The sequence below is a fragment of the Streptomyces albidicamelliae genome, assembly GCF_025642175.1.
Classification (GTDB): Bacteria; Actinomycetota; Actinomycetes; order Streptomycetales; family Streptomycetaceae; genus Streptomyces; species Streptomyces albidocamelliae.
In genome coordinates, this window is the sequence record NZ_CP106796.1 from 1 (window position 1) to 18,463 (window position 18,463).

An 18,463-nucleotide genomic window follows, 5' to 3' on the forward strand; every position below is an offset into this window, starting at 1 on the left:
GGCTGCGCCCGGAGCCAACGAACACCCCGGCTGCGCCGGGGTGTTGCGCTCCGCTCCGCGGGAGCGCTGGCGGCTCGCTGCGCTCCCCGCCAATCCGGGGCTGCGCCCCCGATTGGCGTTCCCTCCGCTGCGCTCCGGGAACGAGGCCACTTCGCGGCCGGCCCTGGACTTCGCCTAGGGCCGGCGGCGCTCGCTGCGCTGCGCACCGCTGGCCCCGCACTACGTGCGGGGCGGCGGGCCACGCTTCGCGCGGCCCAGGCTGGCAGCAGCAAGAGAGGGGGTGAGGGTACGGGGTCAGCATGCGCGTGGCGTTGCCGGGTCTTCCGCCGTGGAATGCGTCAAAAGTTGACGAGTAAGCGCGATGCTCTACCTATGCCTGATTTTCAGTCAAATACTAGCCCACAGCAACCGTCTGGGAATCCGTGGTGGAGGTACCTTGGGAAATGGTTTCTGGTGGCTCTGCTAGGTCCTGTGATCGTTGGAGTCGCTGTAGCCTGGCTCACCGGAGTGTTCCAGGAACACCCGCGTCCTCAGAATCCCACCCAGGAAAAATATCTGCGTCCTTTCACAGACTACGGTCATCTGCAGAAGCCTTATCGGGTAGCTCACCGCTACAACAAGGGCGAGTGTCCAGGTCCGTCCTGGATCTCAACTGACCCGGAGAGCATTCGCTGCGGAGCAGGAAACCGAATCTTCGACCCATGCTGGTCCTATGGTGTGGATGCGGAAGCTGTCGCTGTCTGCTTCACCAGCCCTTGGGATCATGACGTTTCAGCCATCGCGCATCCTCGTATGACGAGACTCTGGACCGCCGCCGCGAAGGACTTGCCATGGGCTTTGGAGATCCGCGACCCCTCTCACAAGTCAACACTGCAGTGCACCGCTGCTGGAGGAGCAGCCCTCAGCGTTGCTGGGATGCGGGAGAACTGGGACTGCATTCTGCCTGGTAAGAGGCGTTCTGTAGGCGCTGCTCTCGACGGCATCGCACGCTCCCAGACAAAGCCATGGACCGTTCACTTCTCTCCGAACGATTCGTCCGAAGTCTTGAAAGCAGACATCCTCACCGTCTGGTATTGACACGCCGTACGCGAGTCAAGGGTGCCTGTGCAACTCGCCTACCCCGCTTGGACGGTAAGTCAGGCATGCGCATGGCGTGGCCGGGCCGCCCGCCGTGGTGCAGCGTGGTGCGCGGGCTCGTCCGGGCCGGCGGCCTGGAGACGCTGGAGCCACAGGGAGGCTGCGAGCAGGAGGCCGGTGAAGACGGTCAGGAGGAGGGCGGAGACCCACATCTGCCGACTCCCGGGACTCTGCCAGCCGGTCCAGGCGGTCGATGCCGCCCACACCAAGGCGGCTACCGCGTAGAAGGAGCGGACCCTGCGCAGCTGGCGCACGGCCCGCACGGCCTTGATGCGATCAGTCGTGGATGCCATGCCGGCCCGTGTACCCCAGGGCAGGGGATTCAGTAGGCCGGGTTCACTGCTGAGCCGCTCAGCCTTGCTCCTGCTGCCGGGTGCGGTCCTCGAAGTCACGGCGCACCGCGGCACCCTGATCCTCGATCAGGCCTGCATCGTCGGGGAGGTCCAGGGCGGCGCCGCAATGGCTGCACAGATTCCCGTTCTCCGCGGGCGTGCCGCAGGCTTTACAGAACCGGTTGCCTTCGTTGTCTTGGGTCTTGCGCGTCATGACTCTCCGTACCGGGTGGACAGTGATGCATGCGGAGTACCCGAGGCTTCCTGGTTGATTCTCCGCCCACTGCTTCATTCTGTGGTTGCGATAGACTCTGGAATTGGGTTGCTTCCGCTCTGTGGGTTCTGTGGCCCGCTCGGGGGTGGTCGTCTGCGGGTCTGCATCCGAGACGTCGATCCGATGTCAGGGTGCAGATGCTGTGCCTGCCGTCCCAACACCCTTTGCCGGTCGGCTAGTTGGTGGTGGCTTGGTTGTGGGAGTTGTCGTCCGGCTTGGTGGGAGAGGGGCACCGGAGTGGGTGTGAAGGAAGTCCGTCCTCATCAGCGGGAGGCCGTGGACGCGGTTCTCCGTGCGCTCGAATTGCCTGCAAGATCTACTGTGCCTGAGCGGGGTCTGCGGACGCAGGTGGTCATGGCGACCGGATCGGGCAAGACCCTCGTGGCCGTGCGCAGCGCGGAGGAGCTGCGGGCGGGTCGGGTGCTGGTGCTCGTGCCGTCGCTGGATCTGCTGGCGCAGACCGAGGCCGCATGGCGTGAGGGCGGGCGTACGGGGCCGATGGTCGGGGTCTCGTCCCTGCGGGGGCCGGAGGCGTCGTTCTCGAACACCACGGACGTGGACGAGCTGGTCGCCTGGGTGCGTCCCTTCGACAAGGTGACCGTGTTCGCCACGTACGCCTCCCTCGGGCTCGGCACGTTGGAACACGCGCACGCCGCAGGTCTGCCGGGGTGGGACCTGATCGTGGTGGACGAGGCGCACCGGACCTCCGGCTGGATCGGCAAGCCCTGGGCGGTCGTCCACGACCACACCCGCATCCCCGCGCTGCGCCGGCTGTACATGACCGCCACCCCGAGGTTGTGGCAGCTCGACGACGACTCCGATGCCACGCCGGGCGTGCCGGGTGAGCTGGTGGCGTCGATGGAGGACGATCCGGAAGGTCCGTTCGGGGCCCGCTGCTACACGCTGACGCTGTCGGAGGCGATCGACCGGGGTATCTGTGCGCCGTACCAGGTGGTGTGCCTGGACATCACCGACACCCACCTCCAGGCCGCCCAACTCCTGGGCGAGGACGCACGGTCCGAGCAGGTGCGCGGGGCCCGGCTCGCCGCGCTCCAGACCGCGCTGGTGAAGGCCTCAGCCGAGGAAGGCTTCCGCAGGACGCTCGTCTTCCACCACGTCGTCAGGGAAGCCGAGGCCTTCGCGGCCGGTCTTCCCGACGTCGCCGAGCGGTTGCATGCGGCGGACCCCGCGCTGTATCCGCGCACCCTCTGGGCCGACTGGCTGTGCGGCGAGCACAAGCCACTCCACCGCCGTCGCGTCCTGGACGAGTTCTCCCGAGGGATCGCTACTGACGGTACGGTCGTGGAGAAGACGTTCCTCGGGTCCGTCCGCGTGCTCGGCGAGGGGGTCGACACCTGCGAATGCGACTCCGTGTACTTCGCGGATGTCCGCGGCTCCATGCCCGACCTCGTCCAGGCCGTCGGCCGTGCACTGCGCATCCAGCCCGGCGAGGGCAAGGTCGCCAGCCTGGTCGTACCCGTCCTGCTCGGACCCGGCGAGACCGTCGACAACATGCTCACCTCGCGGGCGTTCGACGGGTTGGCCAAGCTTTTGGAAGCCCTGCGCGCCCACGACGCCCGCGTCGTGGAGGCGCTGGCCGAGCCACAAGCGCGCAGCCGTGTCCGAGGCGTACAGAGCCGATCAGGGGGCGAGGAAGGTGAAGCTGCCGAGGGTGACGGAAGCAACCGGCTGTCGGTGCCGGCTCGGGAGCTACTGAAGTTCAGCACGCCTCGTGACCCTGCGCAGCTGGCGGCGTTCATCAACCTGCGCGTCCTGAACCCCGAACACGCCCACTGGCGGCGCGGCATCGAAGCCGCCTCCCTGTACCAACGGCTCCACGGGGACCTGAAGGTGCCGTTCACGTACCGCGTTCCCGCTGCGGGCGACGACCAGGAGCAGGAGAGCGGTGAGGGGTGGCCGGCCTCGCTCGCCGCGTTCCCGCTGGGGCAGTGGATCGCCGACGCGCGCCGCTTCTACGCCCGCGGGGACATGGACGCCGACCGCATCGCCCAGCTGGAACGGTTGGGCATGGTGTGGTCGCACTACGACGTCGCCTGGGAAGAAGGCCTCGCGGCGGCGCGCGGGTGGGCGGCCGAGAACGGGCACCTGGCAGCACCGACCGATGCCACCTTCCAGGGTTATCGCGTGGGGATCTGGCTGAAGAACGCGCGGGCCGCAGCCCAGCGGGCGCAGAACAACGAGCAGCGGCGGGCCGAGGGGCTGCCCGCGGCGTCGGCGGCCGGGGCACTGCCCCCCGAGCGGCGCGAACAGCTCGACGACATCGACCCCGCCTGGTGCCCCGCCTGGCCCATCGACTGGCAACGCTGCTTCCACCTCACCCGCCAGCACCTCGACACCGGCGGCGCACTGCCGACCGAGCCCGGCGCGGTCGTGCACCAGGGCGAGGACCTGGGGCGGTGGGTACGAGCACAACGACTCGGCTTCGACAACCTCACCACCGTCCAGCAATGGATGTGCGAACACATCCTCGGCATCACACCCGCCACCGATGCCGAGAAACCCAAGCCCCGCACGAGTCAGGCCGACAAATGGGCGATGCACTACGCCGCCGCCCGACAGTACTACCAACGCGAGGGCCACCTCCAGGTCCCCAGGAAGCACGTCGAGCGGATCGTCGTCAGCGGCCGCGCGGACGGCGGCAACAACGACGAGAGCGGCGGGGAGTGGGCGGAACGAGAGATCAAGCTCGGAGCATGGATCAGCAACCAGCGCTCCAGAGCCGCCACCCTGACACCCGAGCGCGTGGAGCAACTGGCCGCCATCGGCATGCGCTGGACCTGACCGCCACCAGAGCCTGCCGACCAGGCGCAGCGGCTGGAGCATGAAGCGTGCATATGGCGTACGGAATGCGTACGTATGTCAGTCGAGTGCACCGCAGCTAGAGCCGACTCCGCCACGTCGTGGCGCAGCGGGCTGAATTACGCTCCCCATTCGCGACAGGGGCGGGTGTTTCTGGTGCCGCAGCCGCGCCGAGGTCCTGCGCAACAGAGGCCTGCTGCCCGGCGGCCCGGACGTGCTGCTGCCCAGGCCGCACAGGCGACGCTTGGAGCTCCCCGAAGGCGCAGAGATCGTGCGCCTCACACCCCGTACCTCCAGTCAGACGGGGTGATCTGCGCCAGGGCGACGTGGAGGCCGTACCTCCGCCGCGCGGCCGTCTGACCGCTACCAGTACGACAAGCGCCGATCCGTGGTGATCGCCTGCCGCCACCCACTACCGCTGCCCACAGCACCGGCTCTACCCGCCCCGCCCGGTGGGGCCCGTCGGATGAGCCCCGCGAGCCTGCTGTGCGCCGAGGACGACGAGACCGCGCTGCACGTCGTGCCGTCGGCGACGACATCACCCCCGACACCGCGAGCGTGCTCACGGCCGCGGACGGCACCACGGGGACGTTCACCGCGCACCACGCCGTGATCGCCGCGCTGTTCCCCGCAGAATCGTGAGGTGACGTGACGCGGCCGAACGCTCTGGCGCCGCCTCCGTCACTTCCAGTGCAGCAGGTGCCGGGCGGGTGTTCGGCGCCTCGGTCACCTGCCGGGTCACTGTCGGGATCAGGCCAGCGGTGACCCGTTCGGAGGCGAGGACCCGGGCGATGGGGCGAGCCGTGCGCGGTGATCCACCGTTAGGGGGAATTGGAAGTACAGGATGGAGTGGCCCCGTTCGCGGAGCGTTGAGGGCCGCGAACGCGGCCCTCAGGCCCCTGCTCCGTGCTACCACCGCAACCCGCAGAGGACGACATGTCTCAAGTTCCGGCAGATCTGCGATTCACCCGGACCCACGAGTGGGTCCGGGTGGAGGCTGACGGCATCGTGACCGTCGGCATCAGCCACCACGCCCAGAACGCTCTCGGCGACATTGTTTTCGTCGAACTCCCCAAGACTGGGGTGGTGGTCGCCGCAGGCGAGACGGTCAGCCCCATCGAGTCAACGGAGGGGGCAACGGACGTCTACGCCCCGGTCGGAGGCAAGGTCATCAAGGTCAATACCAAACTCGAATCCCGCCCCAACCTGCTCAACTCGGAACCCTACGCCGCCTGGCTCTTCCGACTGGAGCCCTCCGATAGGAACGAACTCGACAGTCTCGATCTCCTTGACGCCGCCAGCTACACAACAGCGTGCGGCGAATGACCGCAGGCTTCAGGGGCAGAGCGCGACTCTGTTCCTGAAGCCCACCCTCGCCGGGTCCGGCATTCCCCGCCCAGCGCACGACATCCCTCACCGACACCGTCCGGTGTCGGCACGGCGCGCAGACCGGCGCTCCTGGTGCTCGTGGGGCGGTCGGGTGGCGGGGGTGCGGCGACGGGCTCGTAGGGGCGCCACAGTTCTGGCACGCCGTGGCCGCGGTCCCAGTTCGGGGCGCCGGTGAGGGCGACGATGCGGTGCCAGGGGAGGTGCAGGGCGCGGTGCCGGCCGCCCGGCAGCCCAGGTGCGGTGGCCTGTCGGCCTTGTGAACGCCCCCGGGGCCCTGGTCGTATTTGGACTGGGCTGCGGCGACAAGCCGAGTCGTCGACGACCACGACAAACCCGCAGGTCACAACCCGCGCTCCGTATCACTCCGCCGGGGGGCTCTCCGGCTCCTCATTCGGCGGGGCCACCGGCTCCTCCTGCGGCTTATCAGACTCCGCCGGGGGGCTCTCCGGCTCCTCATTCGGCGGGGCCACCAGCTCCTCCTGCGGCTTATCAGACTCCGCCGGCGTGGTCCCCGTCCCCCAGGTCACCACCGGAGGGCCCTCCGGCTCCTCATTCGGCGGCGCCACCGGCTCCTCCTGCGGCTTATCAGACTCCGCCGGCGTGGTCCCCGTCCCCCAGGTCACCACCGCAGGACCCTCCGGCTCCTCATTCGGCGGGCCCTCCGGCTCCACCTGCGGCTCATACGGGTTCGGTGGGGCCTTGGCCGGCCCGTAATGCTGCTGCTCCGGCGGAGGGGCAAACGGGTCTACTTCGGACGAGACGGTGGTCACCTCGGTCGTCGGAGCCGCCATCGCCGTCGTGGCGGGGAGAACGACGCCTCCCGTGACCGCCGCCACGAGGGCCGCGACACCCAGACGGACGGAGTTCTTCCGAATCTTGCGAGCCATGGTTCTTCTCCCGCTGGTAGTGAAGAGGCGCCCACGTGGCGCCCCTCGCCTCGGTTCCAGTAGGCCGGAACCGCCCCGGCGGGGTCATGCCCCCGGATTTCGGGACTTGACACCACCGGGGACGGCCGGAAACCCCGGTCTCCTCTCGACGGACTGCCGGGCAGTCGGCACCGCGAGGAAGTCACGATGTTCGGCGGCTGCTCGTCAGCGGGCTGTCAGTAGAACTGGACGCGGGTGAGGACGATGTGCGGCGGGTCGGCGTCGGCGGCCATGACGTACTCGGCGATGCCGAGCGAGCTCTCCTGGCCGAGCGGCACGCGCCGCTGCTCGGACCTCTTAACTGCCAGCGGGGTTCAAGGGGTTGGGCCTGGTGTCGATGACGTCGAGGTTGTCGACGTCCAGGAGGCGGCTGATGAGTTGGGCGGAGAGTTCCGCCCTGACCTTCATCGCCGCGTTGCCGGCCCGGCTTGCCGCCTGGGCTGCATCAGGCCACCGCGGGTCGTCGTCGGACAACGAGATCAGGGTGGCGATGCGCCTGGTGAACAGATCCAGCGCGTCCAGGATCGCGGTCTGCTCCTCCTCTCCGATTCTGATCTGACTCTCCTGGAAGCCACGCTGGCTCGCCTCGGTGGCCACGATGAGGAAACCCTCACTCACCCCGTCATAGATCGCCTCGCTCACCGCGTTCCTGGCCGCCAGAGCAGCCGTCGCAAAGGATTCGGCATCTACCCGCCGTGACCCTGAGTGCATGTTGAACATGAGCAAGTGCATCCAGTCACCGATCCGTCGGGGGATGAGAGCGACGCGTGCCAGCCGGGCCATACGCCGCTCATCGGCCCTGACGGCTTCAGCCTGCGCCTGCGCCAGTTCGCGCTGCCGTTCGGCTTCCCGCAGGGCTTCCTTCTGGGCCTTCACCGGACCCCAGTACGCGGCACCGGCTGCGATGGCTGCTCCGCCCAACCCACCAAGCAGCCCGTAGAGCGCATCTTGCATGCCCCCGCCTCCAGCCCTTTCGGAAGTCTCCCTGGCACAGTCGTAAAGGGCGCGGTCTTGCCCCACAAGACCGCGTCGCCACATGACCGGCGCCTCTATCACCCTCATGTCCCGCGTCTGCTAGGGAGCAGTCTCTGGCCGCTCGTGGCGCGGTGGTGCGGGCCTCCACGGTTGTCCTCGAAGCCGCGGGCCTGCCGCCGCCCCGGCTCGGGGCAGCGGCAGGGACCTGCCCGGCTTCTGGCCGAGAGCAGGACCCGGCTCCAGGGGTCGCCGATCTGCGAGCAAAAGCTCAAGTGTCAGCCCCGCGGGGTGTACCAGGGCACCAGGCGCAGCAGGAGGTCGAGGGTGTTGCGGGCGGCCGTGCGGGTGGTGGCGGTGGAGGCGAAGGCCGCGGCGAGGGCGAGCGTGGCGGTGAGAGCGCCCAGCACGGCCGCAAGGACGACCAGGAGGCGCACCAGGTAGCCGGGGGAAAGTGCGTGTAATTCCTGCCCGAGCTGGGCGTGCCCCGCCCTATCTCTCAGCGTCACCGCCCGGTGTGGAAGGGCGTCCATCTCGAAGGCGGACTTCGGGTGCCGGGCCTGCGCCACGATGACGCTCATGACGCAGGCACACACCGCCGCGAGATGTGACTGAGCGCCCCACTTGGCCCCCCTGAGTGCCATGGTTGGCCGCAGAGTGGCGATCGCAATGGCGATACACCGTCCAGACGAGAGCGCCAAGTGGCAGGCTCGCGCCATGGCAGATGACATCGTGGGGAGTCAGGTCGCCGACCTTCAGGCCAACTGCGAAGAACAAGCCCGGAAGAACCGCTTCCGTCGGCAGTTCTGGCGACTCACCCATGCCGCGCTAGGACTGCCGGCTGCCGTGCTGGCCGGGATCTCGGGAGCAACGGGACTCTCTTCCGCAGATGCCCGTATTCCAGCGGCTGTACTGGCACTCGTAAGCGCCGGCCTTAGCGCTGCTATCGCCTTTCTGAAGCCGGAGGTACATCAGCGAGCGGCTCACGCCCGCCGCAGGGCCTACCTGGCATTGGAGGTCGAGGCCCGCTTCGCACTGACACAGGCTGCATCCAGCGGCGAACCCGTACCACTGACCGTCTACAGGAATCTGCTGGAGCGCCGAAGGATGATCATCGCAGGTCAGCTTGACGAACTTGTGCAGCGGGTTGCTGTGGGAGGAGCACCCCCCGAGGGGGAAGCCGGCGAATGAGGAGTCTCGTGCCGACTGAGGCGCTCAGCCACACGAGACTGGCCTAGCCGCCCACGAGCCCGGGCCATGAGGGACCGAACATGTCCGCGTACGGATTGGGTTCTCCCGTGTCCGCGTCGATGCCGGCCGCCAGGAGGCGTTGGGCCTCCCGGACGTGCACGAAGCGCCGTACGCCGTCTTCGTCCGCCCACATGGGGTCGATCGCACCGCGGAAGAGACGCACAAGGTACTCGAGCATTCCGCAGTCGTGGACGCTCCAGCCGAGATCGCCTCGACTCCATACTGCCACCGGCCAGCGCCCGGGATCCGGCTCGTCGGTCACCCAGCACAGCAGGTCGGCACGCGCGTTCACGCCCCAGGCGATGACCGGCGGTATGGCCGGCGAGCCATAACCCGCCGGGGGCTTCTCCGGCCACATCCGCCGCGCCTCGGCCGTCTCCGCCGCCATGGCGCCGGAGGGGACAGATCCTTCGGCCGGGCCGGGGACGAGGAAGGTGAGGAACGCGTTGGTCTCACCGTCGCCGTACGTGGCCACGAACTCCTTGTAGTCCTGAGGGAACGTGATTCCCCAGACGCGCTCGACCTTCTGCCAGTCAACCGAGTCTCCCGCCCCGTCATGAGGCGGCATGAGATCCCGAAGTTGGGTGATTAGCGCTTGCTCGTCCATGAATCCTCCTTTTCCCCGCTCTCAATCACGGCGTTCTCGCGAGAGGCACAGGAAGCCCCGCCGACCATGGTGGTCTACGGGCCCTCCGCCCCGGCGCTTAGGGTGACCGGGTTGGTCCTGCCGCTTGCACCGGCAGGACCACCGTCAGAGGCTGCCGAGTTGGGGCGCGAGGCTGAGCTGATCCAGTCGTCGTCCGCTGTCCTGAAGGCGGTACGGCAGCGGGCGGCGCGGGTCGTCCCGCCCACAGCCGCCGGCCATGGCGCCGTCCCGGGGGCGGAGTGGGACGAGGCAGAGGCCCAGGCAGGCGCCGTCGCCACCGTGGACGAGCGGCTGCAGGCCCTGTCCGTGCTGCTCGACGCCTGCATCACGTCCGGCGACGTCGACCGCGCGGTATACCTCGCCCGGACGCTGCGCACGGCGGCCGCCGCCCTGGAGGCCCCATGGACGCGCTGTGCCGACGTCCAGCGCCTCACCTGCCGGAGCTAAGCCAGTGGTGCAGGGCTTGGTGCACCCTGTCGGGCAGTACGCTGAGCTCTTCGATCGCTTCCCGGTCCCCTGGCCAGGGAGCGATCCCAGCAGCGGTCAGCACTGCGTACAGGTTCAGGCGCCGCAGGTCTCGAGGATCAAGGCGGCAGGCAATGCGGTCTGCGGACTTGGGCGGCGCCAGCAGGAAGTCCTCCACCGGGATGTCGTCCCGTGCTTGATCGGTTGATGCGGTCGTGGTCTGCATGATCTCGCTCCGTTCTGCCTATGCTTCGTTCACACGCCTGGCACCTCTCGCACCCCTGGCGCCGCGTGTGCTGTCCACTTGGTTCGCTACCAGCCCTGACCCCTCTTGCGCGGCCGACGCCCCTTGACCCCGTGACAGTGATCGGCACCAAGGACAGTCCATTTCCGCCCAGCCCTCGCAACGATCGCCACTGAGGCCATAGGCGTCCGCCGGCCAGTGACGGCTAGAAAGGGGATCGGGGACGAAGAACCCAGCCGTCGCCAGAAGGGCACGAATCAGGCGGCGCAGGCGCTTTTGGAGGCGTCCGCGGTGCGCGCCCTTCGCCTCGTCAGTCACCGACGCCGCGTCCCGGTGGCCGGCGTTCGTCGGCCAAGCGCTGTGACCGAGGCTTCGCAGCGCCGGCGCATTGCCCCTTGCTGGCCAAGACATGCCCCCAGCGTTTTACCGGCACCGGGCACGAAAGCGTAAACGTACACAAGCTCTCCCCGCAGGGCATGGGCGCAACCCTCCTGCGGCCACAGGCCGTTAGCAGGTCTTACGCAAAGGCGGTTACGACCGGCTGGCCGCACACCCCACCCTCACCACCGACACGCCAGGCACGCGCAGTACACGAGCGCTGTTACGCATCACCCATAATTCCGTGACTCTTAACTTCATCTTCCACGTACATCCCGAATGCACCCTTTGATACCCCGTCAAGCCGTACCACCTCCGCGAACGCTGCTCGTCAGTCCCACCCTGCCGCCCAGCCGACACCCGAAAGTGGGTGACAGCCGTCCGCACCCGGCCTTGGTGGCGACAGCGGCGCCACAAGCTCTGCGGTGGCTGCCGCGCTCCGTTCGCTGGCCAGCGTGCTGACTGATCATCTAGGCAGCTGCAGTCCTGACCAGGCAGAGCCGCATGGCGAGGAGGATGACCCAGGGAGGGCCAGGGAGGCGGCGCGGCCACCGCGCGACGTTCACCCAGATCGCAAGGATCACAAGGGCTGCGGCCAGGCAGCCGACGCCCGCCAGCACCCCGCCGACCGTCCACGGCCGGGAAGGCGCCTCGCACGCCGAGCCTGAATGGACCGGGCCCGGCGTCCCGTTCAGGGGCAGAGCACCCGGCGCTTACTCATCGTGCATACCTCCCGAGTCCTGCTGAGTTCCGGAATCCTGTTGCTCTGTGCCCGGGTCCTGGTGCTTGGTCCCGGGTTCTTGGTGCTGGACCCCGGGTTCTTGGTGCTTGGTCCCGGGATCACGCTGCTGGGTCCCGGGTTCCTGTTGCTTTGTGCCCGGGTCCTGGTGCTGGGTTCCAGGACGGTCTGGACGGTCTTGCGGATCCGATGCACCGTCCCCACCCTTCGCGCACTGATCCGCCGTCGTGGCCTTGTCGATCACTCCATCACCGTTGGTGTCCTCACCCACTACATCGATCTTGCCGTCGCCGTCGCTGTCGTGGGCCATCGTGTCCACTACACCGTCGCCGTCGCTGTCGGTGTACATCGTGTCGATCACACCGTCGCCGTCGCGATCCGCACATACCTGCGCAGGGGCGGCTGAGACCTCCGCGACTGGGCCAACGCTCACCCCCAGGGCCATCACGACCGCCGCTGCGCCACAGGCCATAATCCGGCACTTCATCGTGGCCTCCACTCCTCCAGGAGTAGCCCCGACGTGCCTGGCAAGCGCGTCGGCGCTGCCTCTCTTCCATGCTGCGCTGCGCACGAAGGCAGTGTCGAGGCTAAGTCGTGGAGAGGATCTAACCCCGGGACCCGTGAGGCACCGACGGAAACCGACGCTTCCCAACACCCTGACCTGCATGTCTGACCTAGAGCACGATCTTATGGCCCTAATTCGGGACGAAGAGCTGGCCGTCTTGCGTGCTCGCCCCGAACTGGAACGTCGCCCCGACCGACGAGGTCTGGGCCGTCCTCGAGCGCACGCCGCCCGGCGGGGGCCCTGCGGCAGCCTCGCGGGAGCTGCGGCCGCTGCGCTGGGGCCTGGTACCGACCTGGGCGAAGGAGCCGAAGATCGGCGCGCGGATGATCAACGCCCGGGTGGAGACCGTGCACGAGAAGCCGGCCTTCCGCCGCGCGTACCTCAAGCGCCGCTGCCTGCTCCCCGCAGACGGCTTCTACGAATGGCAGCCGCACAAGGACCCGGCCACCGGCAAGGCACGCAAGCAGCCCTACTTCATCCACCCCGAGGACGGCCAGGTGATGGCGCTCGCCGGGCTGTACGAGTACTGGGGCGACCCGGCCGTCGCCCAGGACGACGACCCGGCCGCCTGGCTGATGACCTGCACCATCATCACCACCGAAGCCACCGACGCAGCCGGCCACGTCCACCCGTGCATGCCTCTGGCCCTCACCGCCGACCACTACGACGCCTGGCTCGACCCCACCCACCACGACGCCGACGAACTGCGCGCACTCCTCGGCCAGCCCGCCGACGGGCACTTCGACGCCCGCCCCGTCTCCACGGCCGTCAACAACGTCCGCAACAACGGCCCCCACCTCCTCGACCCGGTCAGCATGTAGCTACGACCAACGGTGCAGGTAAAGGCGGGCGAATAGCGGTGGCTTGCCGGCGGCACCACTGTGCCCTCGCCGTACGTTTCGTGTACCAGACGCGTCGTGTGCTCCGCCCCTCATATGCAAGAGGGTGCCTGCTAAGCGGCTGGAGGACGCCACGGACCTGCGTGCCAACCGCGCGCAGGAGGCGATCCCCGGCTCAGCACGACGCGTGCACGGGGATGGCCGCATTACGCGCGTCGGCGCGAGCCGGTCGATCGAGAGAGGCACATCCCCAGTGGGCTGCGCGGCGGCCGGTTCAGCGGACAGGAGAGCTGCGCCACACGGCGCTGCTAGCGGAGCGGAACCACATTCTCGGCCTGGGGACCCTTGGGCCCCTGGGTGATGTCGTACTCGACGGCTGCCCCCTCCGCCAACTCCTTGAAGCCGGTCGTCTGGATGGCGGAGAAGTGGACGAACACGTCCGGGCCGCCGTCGTCCTGCTGGATGAAGCCGAACCCCTTGTCGGCGTTGAACCACTTCACGGTGCCAGTTGCCATCAGTGCTGGTCCTTCTCCACACGGGCCGCACACGCAGCCATCCCCGATGATGCCCGTCCGTGGGGCGCACCCGGCGCGGGCACGCCCACCGGAGACGAGGGGCTCCACGGATCAGCGACACTGCTGTGGGACCCGGCGGCCGCGTCCAGCCGATGCGCACGGCCGCCGGGCCCCGTTGCCACTGCTCCCCCTACGGTGGCGGGAGAGGGCCCGGCGCAGGCACCGGGTCAGGCCGGGCGTACGCCCGGACCTGATCCGCGGCGGTGGTGGCAGTATGGGTGCGTGGTGTGGTGGGCGCGGTGGTCTTGGGCGGAGCTGTTGGGCGACGAGTTCGCCGGGGTGTATTCGCGCAGCCGGCCGTCCGCCGTGCCGAAGATGCCCAGCGGTTCGTCGGTGCTGTCCCCCTCCAGCTCCAGCCACCGGCGCAGCGTTTCGCTCTGGCCGCGGGTGATTTCCTGTAGTACCAGCCGGGGCGGGTCGGCGCCGGGCCGGTCGGCGCCCGTCCTGCCTACGGCGGGCGCCGGGGCGGTCATCCAACGAAGGGGATCGTTGTCCTCGCCAACCCAGGCCAGGGCGTAGGCGTCCGTTCCCAGTCAGGCCAGCCACCTGGGGAAGTCGTCGGCGCGGGAGTCCTGCTCGCTCATCACAGCGCTTTCTGCTCGGCGAAGGGGACGCCGCGCGGCGTGGGCAACGGCGGCTACCGGCAGCTTGCCTGCACCCCCACCACCCGCCCGGGCGGGTGCCCGGCCCGTTCCGCCTGGCGGGACATGACGCAGTCGAGGCTGGCGCAGTTGTCCCGCGGGGCGGCCCGCGCGCGGTGACCGCCGGCCGGACTGCAGGCCCGGTACGACCCCTTGGCTAAAGGCATCCCGGCTCGCCGTGGGTGACCAAACCGTGTCAGGGACTGCTCCAGCAGCTCCAGATACTGGCGCAGGTCCCCGGGTCAGCGTTGGCCGGTGCGGCGGCGCTGGGGGCGCGGCGGGCGCCGGCCCGAGCGGCGGCCGGGAGCCGGAGCACCGTCGGCGGGGGCCGTGTCGGGTGAGGAGAACCCGCCGGGGACAGCCGCCCGGGCGGGAGCCGGCACCGCGGCGGCGGGCTGCTCGGCCGTGCGGCGGGGACGGGCGGCGCGGGCGGCGACGGTGGCGTGCGGGATCAGCGGTGCGCAAGCCGCGCAGACTTCCTCCACGCTCCACACCTGGCCCACGGTCGGATCGTGCCTGACGATCAGCACGACCGAACCGGCGCAGTGCACCGGCTCGGTGTGGGCGGAGCACTGCTGGGAGCCGCAGTGGCACCAGGCGTTGGAGCGGACGGTGGCCGCCTTCGCGTGGGCGGCGGCGTGCTGCGCGGCGAACGCGCGCCGCGCGGCCAGGTCCTTTGAGCGGGGCGGCATCCGGCAGGCCGCGGTGGTGCAGGAGACGGTGGCGGAGCGGTCACTGTGCCCAGTGAGCCGGATCGTCCAGGCCCGCCCGGGAACGCGCTCGGTGGAGGTTGCAGGGTGCGCGGTGGTCACGCAGTGCCGTCCGTTCCTAGAGGAAGAGGTCCAGATTCAAAGACCACTATGTGCCACCCGTCTGCCACGAGGGCAAAGGGATTGTTCCCGCGGCCGGGTGTTCGCACGCAGCACGGCGGGGTTCAGGAGGGATGCCACTTAGCCGACGCGGCAGCCAGGCGCCCGGGCGGAGCCGGTCGGTCGGCCGAGCGGCGCTGAAGACAGTCGGCATCTTGGACGCGCCGGGGTTGTGCGCTGACACTTACCTTCAGGTTCGTCAGAGTTTGCGCATGGTGCAGATTTTCCTCGCTTCGGTTACCGCGCTCGTCGCCGTGGTGGGTCTTGTCCTGAGCTATCAGGGTCACCGCGACATTCAGAAGCAGCGGGGCCTTACTCAGGCATCCATGCTCGACCTCCGTGTGAGGCTGGATCCGTCGTCGCTGCATGATGGCTGGGCCGTTCCTCACGTGGTCGTCGCGAACCAGAGCAATCAGCCTCTTCAGACCGTGCGCGTGCTGTATCACGAAGACGTTGTCACCGAGGTTCCCGTGCTTCCCACAGGCGAGATGACCTTTGCGCTACCGCCCTTGGACTCCACACTCCCAGGGCTGCCGCCTACGGGCCTTGTGCTGGGTAATTTCTTCGTCGAGTTCACCGACTCCGCAGGCACCCGCTGGCGCAGAGGGGGCCATGGCAGCTTGCGGCGCGGCAGCCTGAACAAAGCCCTCGGTACCTGGAAATGGGCAGTGCCCGAGGCACCACTTGTCGCGGCCGCTGCGCCTGACCGCGTCTCGTCTTCGCCGCCATACGGGGGGACTTCGTCACCACCTGGGGCGCCGGCCCCCTCTAGGCAACTGGCGCGGCGAGTGAGCCGAGGCCGCAGGCTTGTGCGATGGCTGGCATGGCAGTCGAACAGGATGCTCGTGTGGATCCGTCGTGTACCGCCCGCTGTCCTGGCGGTGTTGTCTGTCGGATTGCTCGTCGCGGCTGCCCTGCTGTTCCTGGCCACGTGACCCCGCCGGCACTGCGTCATTGGATCGGGGGCCGGTGGCCGGGACGGTGCGCCCCCGGCAGCGGCTGACGCAGAGGCGGGGTGGGCGACAAGAGGGCGGCGCGTTCGGCGGCGGCGCGGGCCCTATCTGTTCCAGGCGGTGTTGGACGCGGGCGTGGGTGTAGAGGTCGATGGCGTCGGTGAGGTGGTCCCACTCTTCGCCATAGAGGCCCTGGGGGCGCGGGCCGAGGACGTCGGGGCCGGCGCGATGGTGGCGGCGCCGGTAGTCGCTGAGGGCGGTCAGCGGCTTGGTATAAGTGCGCTGCTCCTGCATCCAGGGCTCCGGCAGGCTTTCGCCGGCGAGGACGGCGGCCAGGGCGCGCCGCGCTGTGCGGGCGTCGAGTGCGCCGTAGGTAAGGGGTGCGACGCCGAGGGGGTCGCGCAGGGCCGGGTGGTCGGGCAGGGGCCCGGCGGGCGGCGGCGCGTCGAGGTGGTCGAGGGCGGCCTCGACGACGACGGCGGTGGGTGCGTCCGACGGCGGGGGGGGCAGCGGGCGGCGGCATCCGGTCAGGGCCCGAACGCGTGCGTCCAGGTCGTCCCACGCCGCGGCATCCTGCGGGGTGTCGGGGCGCGGACCCAGTCCGGGCATCGCGGTGATGGCGTGGCGGCTGCGCCACAGTTCCACCAGGGCGGCCGTGATGGCCCAGCCGTGGCGGCGCCTGAGGGCAGTGGCAGGCGGCGGGCCCAGGCGGGCGGGTTGGTGGCGAGGGTGTGGCCACGGTCGGCCAGCGAGCGGGCCAGGATGCGGTGGCGTTCGGCGAGGTGCGTGGTCCAGTGCGCGGGGGTGTCCGGATGGAGCAGAGCGTGCCGGTCGGCGACCCAGTCCGGGGTCTCCCCGCGGTGGGTGGGCCGGTGGGGCGCGTGGTCGGGCAGCCGCTCGCGCAGCCGCAGCTCGGCATGGATCTTGTCGGAGACGGCGTCGGCGCGGGCCAGTGCCGCGCGCGCGAACCGTCGGCGCTGGGCCGTGGTGGCGCGCCGGGCGGTGAGGGCGCGGCGCAGCTGCGCCTCGCGGGTGAGGGCGGCGATGAGGTGCCGGGCGGTGTCGGAGAGCAGGGTGTGGCTCTCCTGGGCACGCTGCATCTGCCGGCGGAGAGCGGCGAGTTGGCTGGCGAGTTCGTGACGGGAGAGGTCGCCCATCGGGCGCTGGCCCCAGGCGGGATGGGTGTGGCCGGCGCGGCTGGTGACGGGGCCGGGCAGGTGGGTGAAGGCGGCGTCGGCGGCCTTGAGGGCCTCCCGGGCCACAGCGCGGTGGGAGGCGGCGAGCCGGTCCAAGGTGTGGAGCTGGGCCAGGGTGAGGGTGGCCAGCGGCCGGTCGGGCTCGCACAGGAGCGGCGCGAGCGACCCCCCTGGTGCCCTGCCTGGCCGATCGACTGGCAACGCTGCTTCCACCTCACCCGACACCACCTGGAAGCCGGTGGTGCGCTGCCTATGACGCCGGGCGACGTCGTGCACCAGGGCGAGGACCTGGGGCGGTGCGCTTCGTCGCACCGGAGTCACCGCAGTAGGGAGAGTCGTCCCATACTCGGGCGGGCGCTCCTTTGGAGGACAGCCCTTTGGGTATACGCGTGGCTCAGTGGTTGGTGAGATCGCCCCGCTGGATCTCATCCAGCGGGGCGGAGCGCTGCGAAGGGTGAGACTCGGGTGCGGGCGAGGGGTCTGTCGGTGATCCAGGCATCGAGGCGGGTGAGGGCGACGCGAGTGAGCTGATTGGCCCACCGTCGCTGGATCGGAGGCTACAAGCCCGAGTTCACGACGGTGATTCGGTCACTCCCAGGACCAGCCCTGGTTGGCCGATCCGTCGCAGCGGAATTGAGCGGCCTGGGCCCCCGTGGCGGTACTGGCTCCGGAGATGCCCAGGCACAGGCCGCTCTTGCGGTTCTTGAGTGCGAAGTGGTCTCCGTCGTAGACGCTCCAGTCCACGGTCCAGTCCTGGTTCAGGTCGCTGGAGCCGTTCGCGATAATGGCGGTGGCACCGGAGGCGGTGCTGGCACCGTTGATGCCGAGGTTTCTCCCGGCGCCGAAGTTCTCGAACGTGTAGTAGCCGTCGAAGATGTAGGTCTCCCACGTCTGCAGGGTGGTGCCGCTGTCGTAGGGTTGCTGGGTGACCTTGGCGCCGTTGGCCGTGCTCGCAGCTTGCACATACTTTCCGGACTTGAGGTTTTTGATCCGCGAAGCGCCGACGGCGGCCAGTTTGGCCGGCTTCGGCTCGCTGGTCTGTGGCGCTTCTGCGTGAGCGAGCGCAGGACTGGCTAAGGCCAGCAGCGCTCCCGCGATCGTCGCCGCAACTGTGGTCCTGCTACGTGTTGTGCGCATGGCACGTTCTCCCTGTGTCGTGTCGGCACTGTTGCGGTGCACCGGTGCAGAAGCTGGGTAGTGCGGGCGTTCCAGTCGTCACCCCCTTGTGCGGGGTGGACCGGAACGCCCGCCG

Annotated in this window: 19 protein-coding genes; 6 read left to right on the forward strand and 13 right to left on the reverse strand. The window is 69.3% G+C overall.

Annotated features, from left to right (window positions below):
* Positions 1 to 1,136: 1,136 nt before the first annotated feature.
* Positions 1,137 to 1,430 carry a hypothetical protein gene (locus N8I86_RS37990; RefSeq protein WP_263280236.1) on the reverse strand — a complete coding sequence of 98 codons (294 nt, stop codon included), beginning with the start codon at positions 1,428 to 1,430 and terminating at the stop codon, positions 1,137 to 1,139.
* Positions 1,431 to 1,488: 58 nt separating this feature from the next.
* Entirely contained in the window at positions 1,489 to 1,683 is a 195-nt protein-coding gene (locus N8I86_RS37995; protein WP_263280237.1) for a hypothetical protein, read from the reverse strand.
* A gap of 297 nt (positions 1,684 to 1,980) precedes the next feature.
* On the opposite strand from N8I86_RS37995, the gene N8I86_RS38000 reads away from it, so the two are divergent.
* Together N8I86_RS38000 and gcvH are read left to right on the forward strand one after the other, a co-directional pair.
* Positions 1,981 to 4,545, forward strand: a complete 2,565-nt coding sequence (locus N8I86_RS38000) for a DEAD/DEAH box helicase (RefSeq protein WP_263280238.1) — start codon at positions 1,981 to 1,983, stop codon at positions 4,543 to 4,545.
* Positions 4,546 to 5,499: 954 nt separating this feature from the next.
* Positions 5,500 to 5,889, forward strand: coding sequence for a glycine cleavage system protein GcvH (gene gcvH / locus N8I86_RS38005; RefSeq protein ID WP_073898994.1), 390 nt, complete (start codon positions 5,500 to 5,502; stop codon positions 5,887 to 5,889).
* A 1,165-nt stretch (positions 5,890 to 7,054) separates the two neighbouring features.
* On the opposite strand, the gene N8I86_RS38010 is transcribed toward gcvH, so the two are convergent.
* The 3 genes from N8I86_RS38010 to N8I86_RS38020 all read right to left on the reverse strand — a co-directional run bounded on the left by N8I86_RS38010 (position 7,055) and on the right by N8I86_RS38020 (position 8,431).
* Complete coding sequence (locus N8I86_RS38010; RefSeq protein ID WP_263280239.1) at positions 7,055 to 7,156, reverse strand: SNU13 family protein; 102 nt, start codon at positions 7,154 to 7,156, stop codon at positions 7,055 to 7,057.
* A gap of 19 nt (positions 7,157 to 7,175) precedes the next feature.
* Positions 7,176 to 7,832: a hypothetical protein gene (locus tag N8I86_RS38015; RefSeq protein ID WP_263280240.1), complete on the reverse strand. Its 657-nt coding sequence runs from the start codon at positions 7,830 to 7,832 to the stop codon at positions 7,176 to 7,178.
* Between the two features lie 296 nt (positions 7,833 to 8,128).
* Positions 8,129 to 8,431: a hypothetical protein gene (locus N8I86_RS38020; RefSeq protein ID WP_263280241.1), complete on the reverse strand. Its 303-nt coding sequence runs from the start codon at positions 8,429 to 8,431 to the stop codon at positions 8,129 to 8,131.
* Between the two features lie 136 nt (positions 8,432 to 8,567).
* On the opposite strand from N8I86_RS38020, the gene N8I86_RS38025 reads away from it, so the two are divergent.
* Complete coding sequence (locus tag N8I86_RS38025; protein ID WP_263280242.1) at positions 8,568 to 9,041, forward strand: hypothetical protein; 474 nt, start codon at positions 8,568 to 8,570, stop codon at positions 9,039 to 9,041.
* Between the two features lie 43 nt (positions 9,042 to 9,084).
* Here N8I86_RS38025 and N8I86_RS38030 read toward each other — a convergent pair whose 3' ends face one another.
* On the reverse strand, positions 9,085 to 9,708 hold the full coding sequence (locus N8I86_RS38030) for an SMI1/KNR4 family protein (protein WP_263280243.1): 624 nt from the start codon (positions 9,706 to 9,708) through the stop codon (positions 9,085 to 9,087).
* A gap of 159 nt (positions 9,709 to 9,867) precedes the next feature.
* Here N8I86_RS38030 and N8I86_RS38035 point away from each other — a divergent pair, with 159 nt between their 5' ends.
* Positions 9,868 to 10,194, forward strand: coding sequence for a hypothetical protein (locus N8I86_RS38035; protein WP_263280244.1), 327 nt, complete (start codon positions 9,868 to 9,870; stop codon positions 10,192 to 10,194).
* Here N8I86_RS38035 and N8I86_RS38040 read toward each other — a convergent pair.
* Together N8I86_RS38040 and N8I86_RS38045 are read right to left on the reverse strand one after the other, a co-directional pair.
* Entirely contained in the window at positions 10,178 to 10,438 is a 261-nt protein-coding gene (locus N8I86_RS38040; protein WP_263280245.1) for a hypothetical protein, read from the reverse strand. The two genes, N8I86_RS38035 and N8I86_RS38040, sit on opposite strands and share 17 nt — an antisense overlap.
* Positions 10,439 to 11,547: 1,109 nt before the next feature.
* On the reverse strand, positions 11,548 to 12,144 hold the full coding sequence (locus N8I86_RS38045; protein ID WP_263280246.1) for a hypothetical protein: 597 nt from the start codon (positions 12,142 to 12,144) through the stop codon (positions 11,548 to 11,550).
* Between the two features lie 155 nt (positions 12,145 to 12,299).
* Between N8I86_RS38045 and N8I86_RS38050 the strand changes: the two genes are divergently transcribed.
* Positions 12,300 to 12,959 (forward strand): SOS response-associated peptidase, encoded by a 660-nt coding sequence (locus tag N8I86_RS38050; protein WP_263280247.1) that lies wholly within the window; start codon positions 12,300 to 12,302, stop codon positions 12,957 to 12,959.
* A 326-nt stretch (positions 12,960 to 13,285) separates the two neighbouring features.
* Here N8I86_RS38050 and N8I86_RS38055 read toward each other — a convergent pair whose 3' ends face one another.
* The 3 genes from N8I86_RS38055 to N8I86_RS38065 all read right to left on the reverse strand — a co-directional run bounded on the left by N8I86_RS38055 (position 13,286) and on the right by N8I86_RS38065 (position 15,005).
* A complete protein-coding gene (locus N8I86_RS38055; protein WP_263280248.1) occupies positions 13,286 to 13,492 on the reverse strand; it encodes a cold-shock protein in 207 nt (68 codons plus the stop codon).
* Positions 13,493 to 13,719: 227 nt separating this feature from the next.
* Complete coding sequence (locus tag N8I86_RS38060; RefSeq protein WP_263280249.1) at positions 13,720 to 14,025, reverse strand: hypothetical protein; 306 nt, start codon at positions 14,023 to 14,025, stop codon at positions 13,720 to 13,722.
* 410 nt (positions 14,026 to 14,435) lie between these two features.
* Positions 14,436 to 15,005, reverse strand: coding sequence for a hypothetical protein (locus N8I86_RS38065; RefSeq protein WP_263280250.1), 570 nt, complete (start codon positions 15,003 to 15,005; stop codon positions 14,436 to 14,438).
* A 269-nt stretch (positions 15,006 to 15,274) separates the two neighbouring features.
* On the opposite strand from N8I86_RS38065, the gene N8I86_RS38070 reads away from it, so the two are divergent.
* Positions 15,275 to 15,997 (forward strand): hypothetical protein, encoded by a 723-nt coding sequence (locus tag N8I86_RS38070; RefSeq protein WP_263280251.1) that lies wholly within the window; start codon positions 15,275 to 15,277, stop codon positions 15,995 to 15,997.
* Positions 15,998 to 16,542: 545 nt separating this feature from the next.
* Here N8I86_RS38070 and N8I86_RS38075 read toward each other — a convergent pair.
* Complete coding sequence (locus tag N8I86_RS38075; protein ID WP_263280252.1) at positions 16,543 to 17,523, reverse strand: hypothetical protein; 981 nt, start codon at positions 17,521 to 17,523, stop codon at positions 16,543 to 16,545.
* A gap of 276 nt (positions 17,524 to 17,799) precedes the next feature.
* On the reverse strand, positions 17,800 to 18,348 hold the full coding sequence (locus tag N8I86_RS38080; RefSeq protein WP_263280253.1) for an RICIN domain-containing protein: 549 nt from the start codon (positions 18,346 to 18,348) through the stop codon (positions 17,800 to 17,802).
* Positions 18,349 to 18,463: the final 115 nt, after the last annotated feature.

Excerpts from the sequence above, each read along its gene's own strand:
- N8I86_RS37990 (WP_263280236.1), bottom strand. The coding sequence starts at position 1,430 with ATGGCATCCACGACTGATCGCATCAAGGCCGTGCGGGCCGTGCGCCAG.
- N8I86_RS37995 (WP_263280237.1), bottom strand. The coding sequence starts at position 1,683 with ATGACGCGCAAGACCCAAGACAACGAAGGCAACCGGTTCTGTAAAGCC.
- gcvH (WP_073898994.1), top strand. The coding sequence starts at position 5,500 with ATGTCTCAAGTTCCGGCAGATCTGCGATTCACCCGGACCCACGAGTGG.
- N8I86_RS38015 (WP_263280240.1), bottom strand. The coding sequence starts at position 7,832 with ATGCAAGATGCGCTCTACGGGCTGCTTGGTGGGTTGGGCGGAGCAGCC.
- N8I86_RS38020 (WP_263280241.1), bottom strand. The coding sequence starts at position 8,431 with ATGAGCGTCATCGTGGCGCAGGCCCGGCACCCGAAGTCCGCCTTCGAG.
- N8I86_RS38025 (WP_263280242.1), top strand. The coding sequence starts at position 8,568 with ATGGCAGATGACATCGTGGGGAGTCAGGTCGCCGACCTTCAGGCCAAC.
- N8I86_RS38030 (WP_263280243.1), bottom strand. The coding sequence starts at position 9,708 with ATGGACGAGCAAGCGCTAATCACCCAACTTCGGGATCTCATGCCGCCT.
- N8I86_RS38040 (WP_263280245.1), bottom strand. The coding sequence starts at position 10,438 with ATGCAGACCACGACCGCATCAACCGATCAAGCACGGGACGACATCCCG.
- N8I86_RS38055 (WP_263280248.1), bottom strand. The coding sequence starts at position 13,492 with ATGGCAACTGGCACCGTGAAGTGGTTCAACGCCGACAAGGGGTTCGGC.
- N8I86_RS38060 (WP_263280249.1), bottom strand. The coding sequence starts at position 14,025 with ATGACCGCCCCGGCGCCCGCCGTAGGCAGGACGGGCGCCGACCGGCCC.
- N8I86_RS38070 (WP_263280251.1), top strand. The coding sequence starts at position 15,275 with ATGGTGCAGATTTTCCTCGCTTCGGTTACCGCGCTCGTCGCCGTGGTG.
- N8I86_RS38080 (WP_263280253.1), bottom strand. The coding sequence starts at position 18,348 with ATGCGCACAACACGTAGCAGGACCACAGTTGCGGCGACGATCGCGGGA.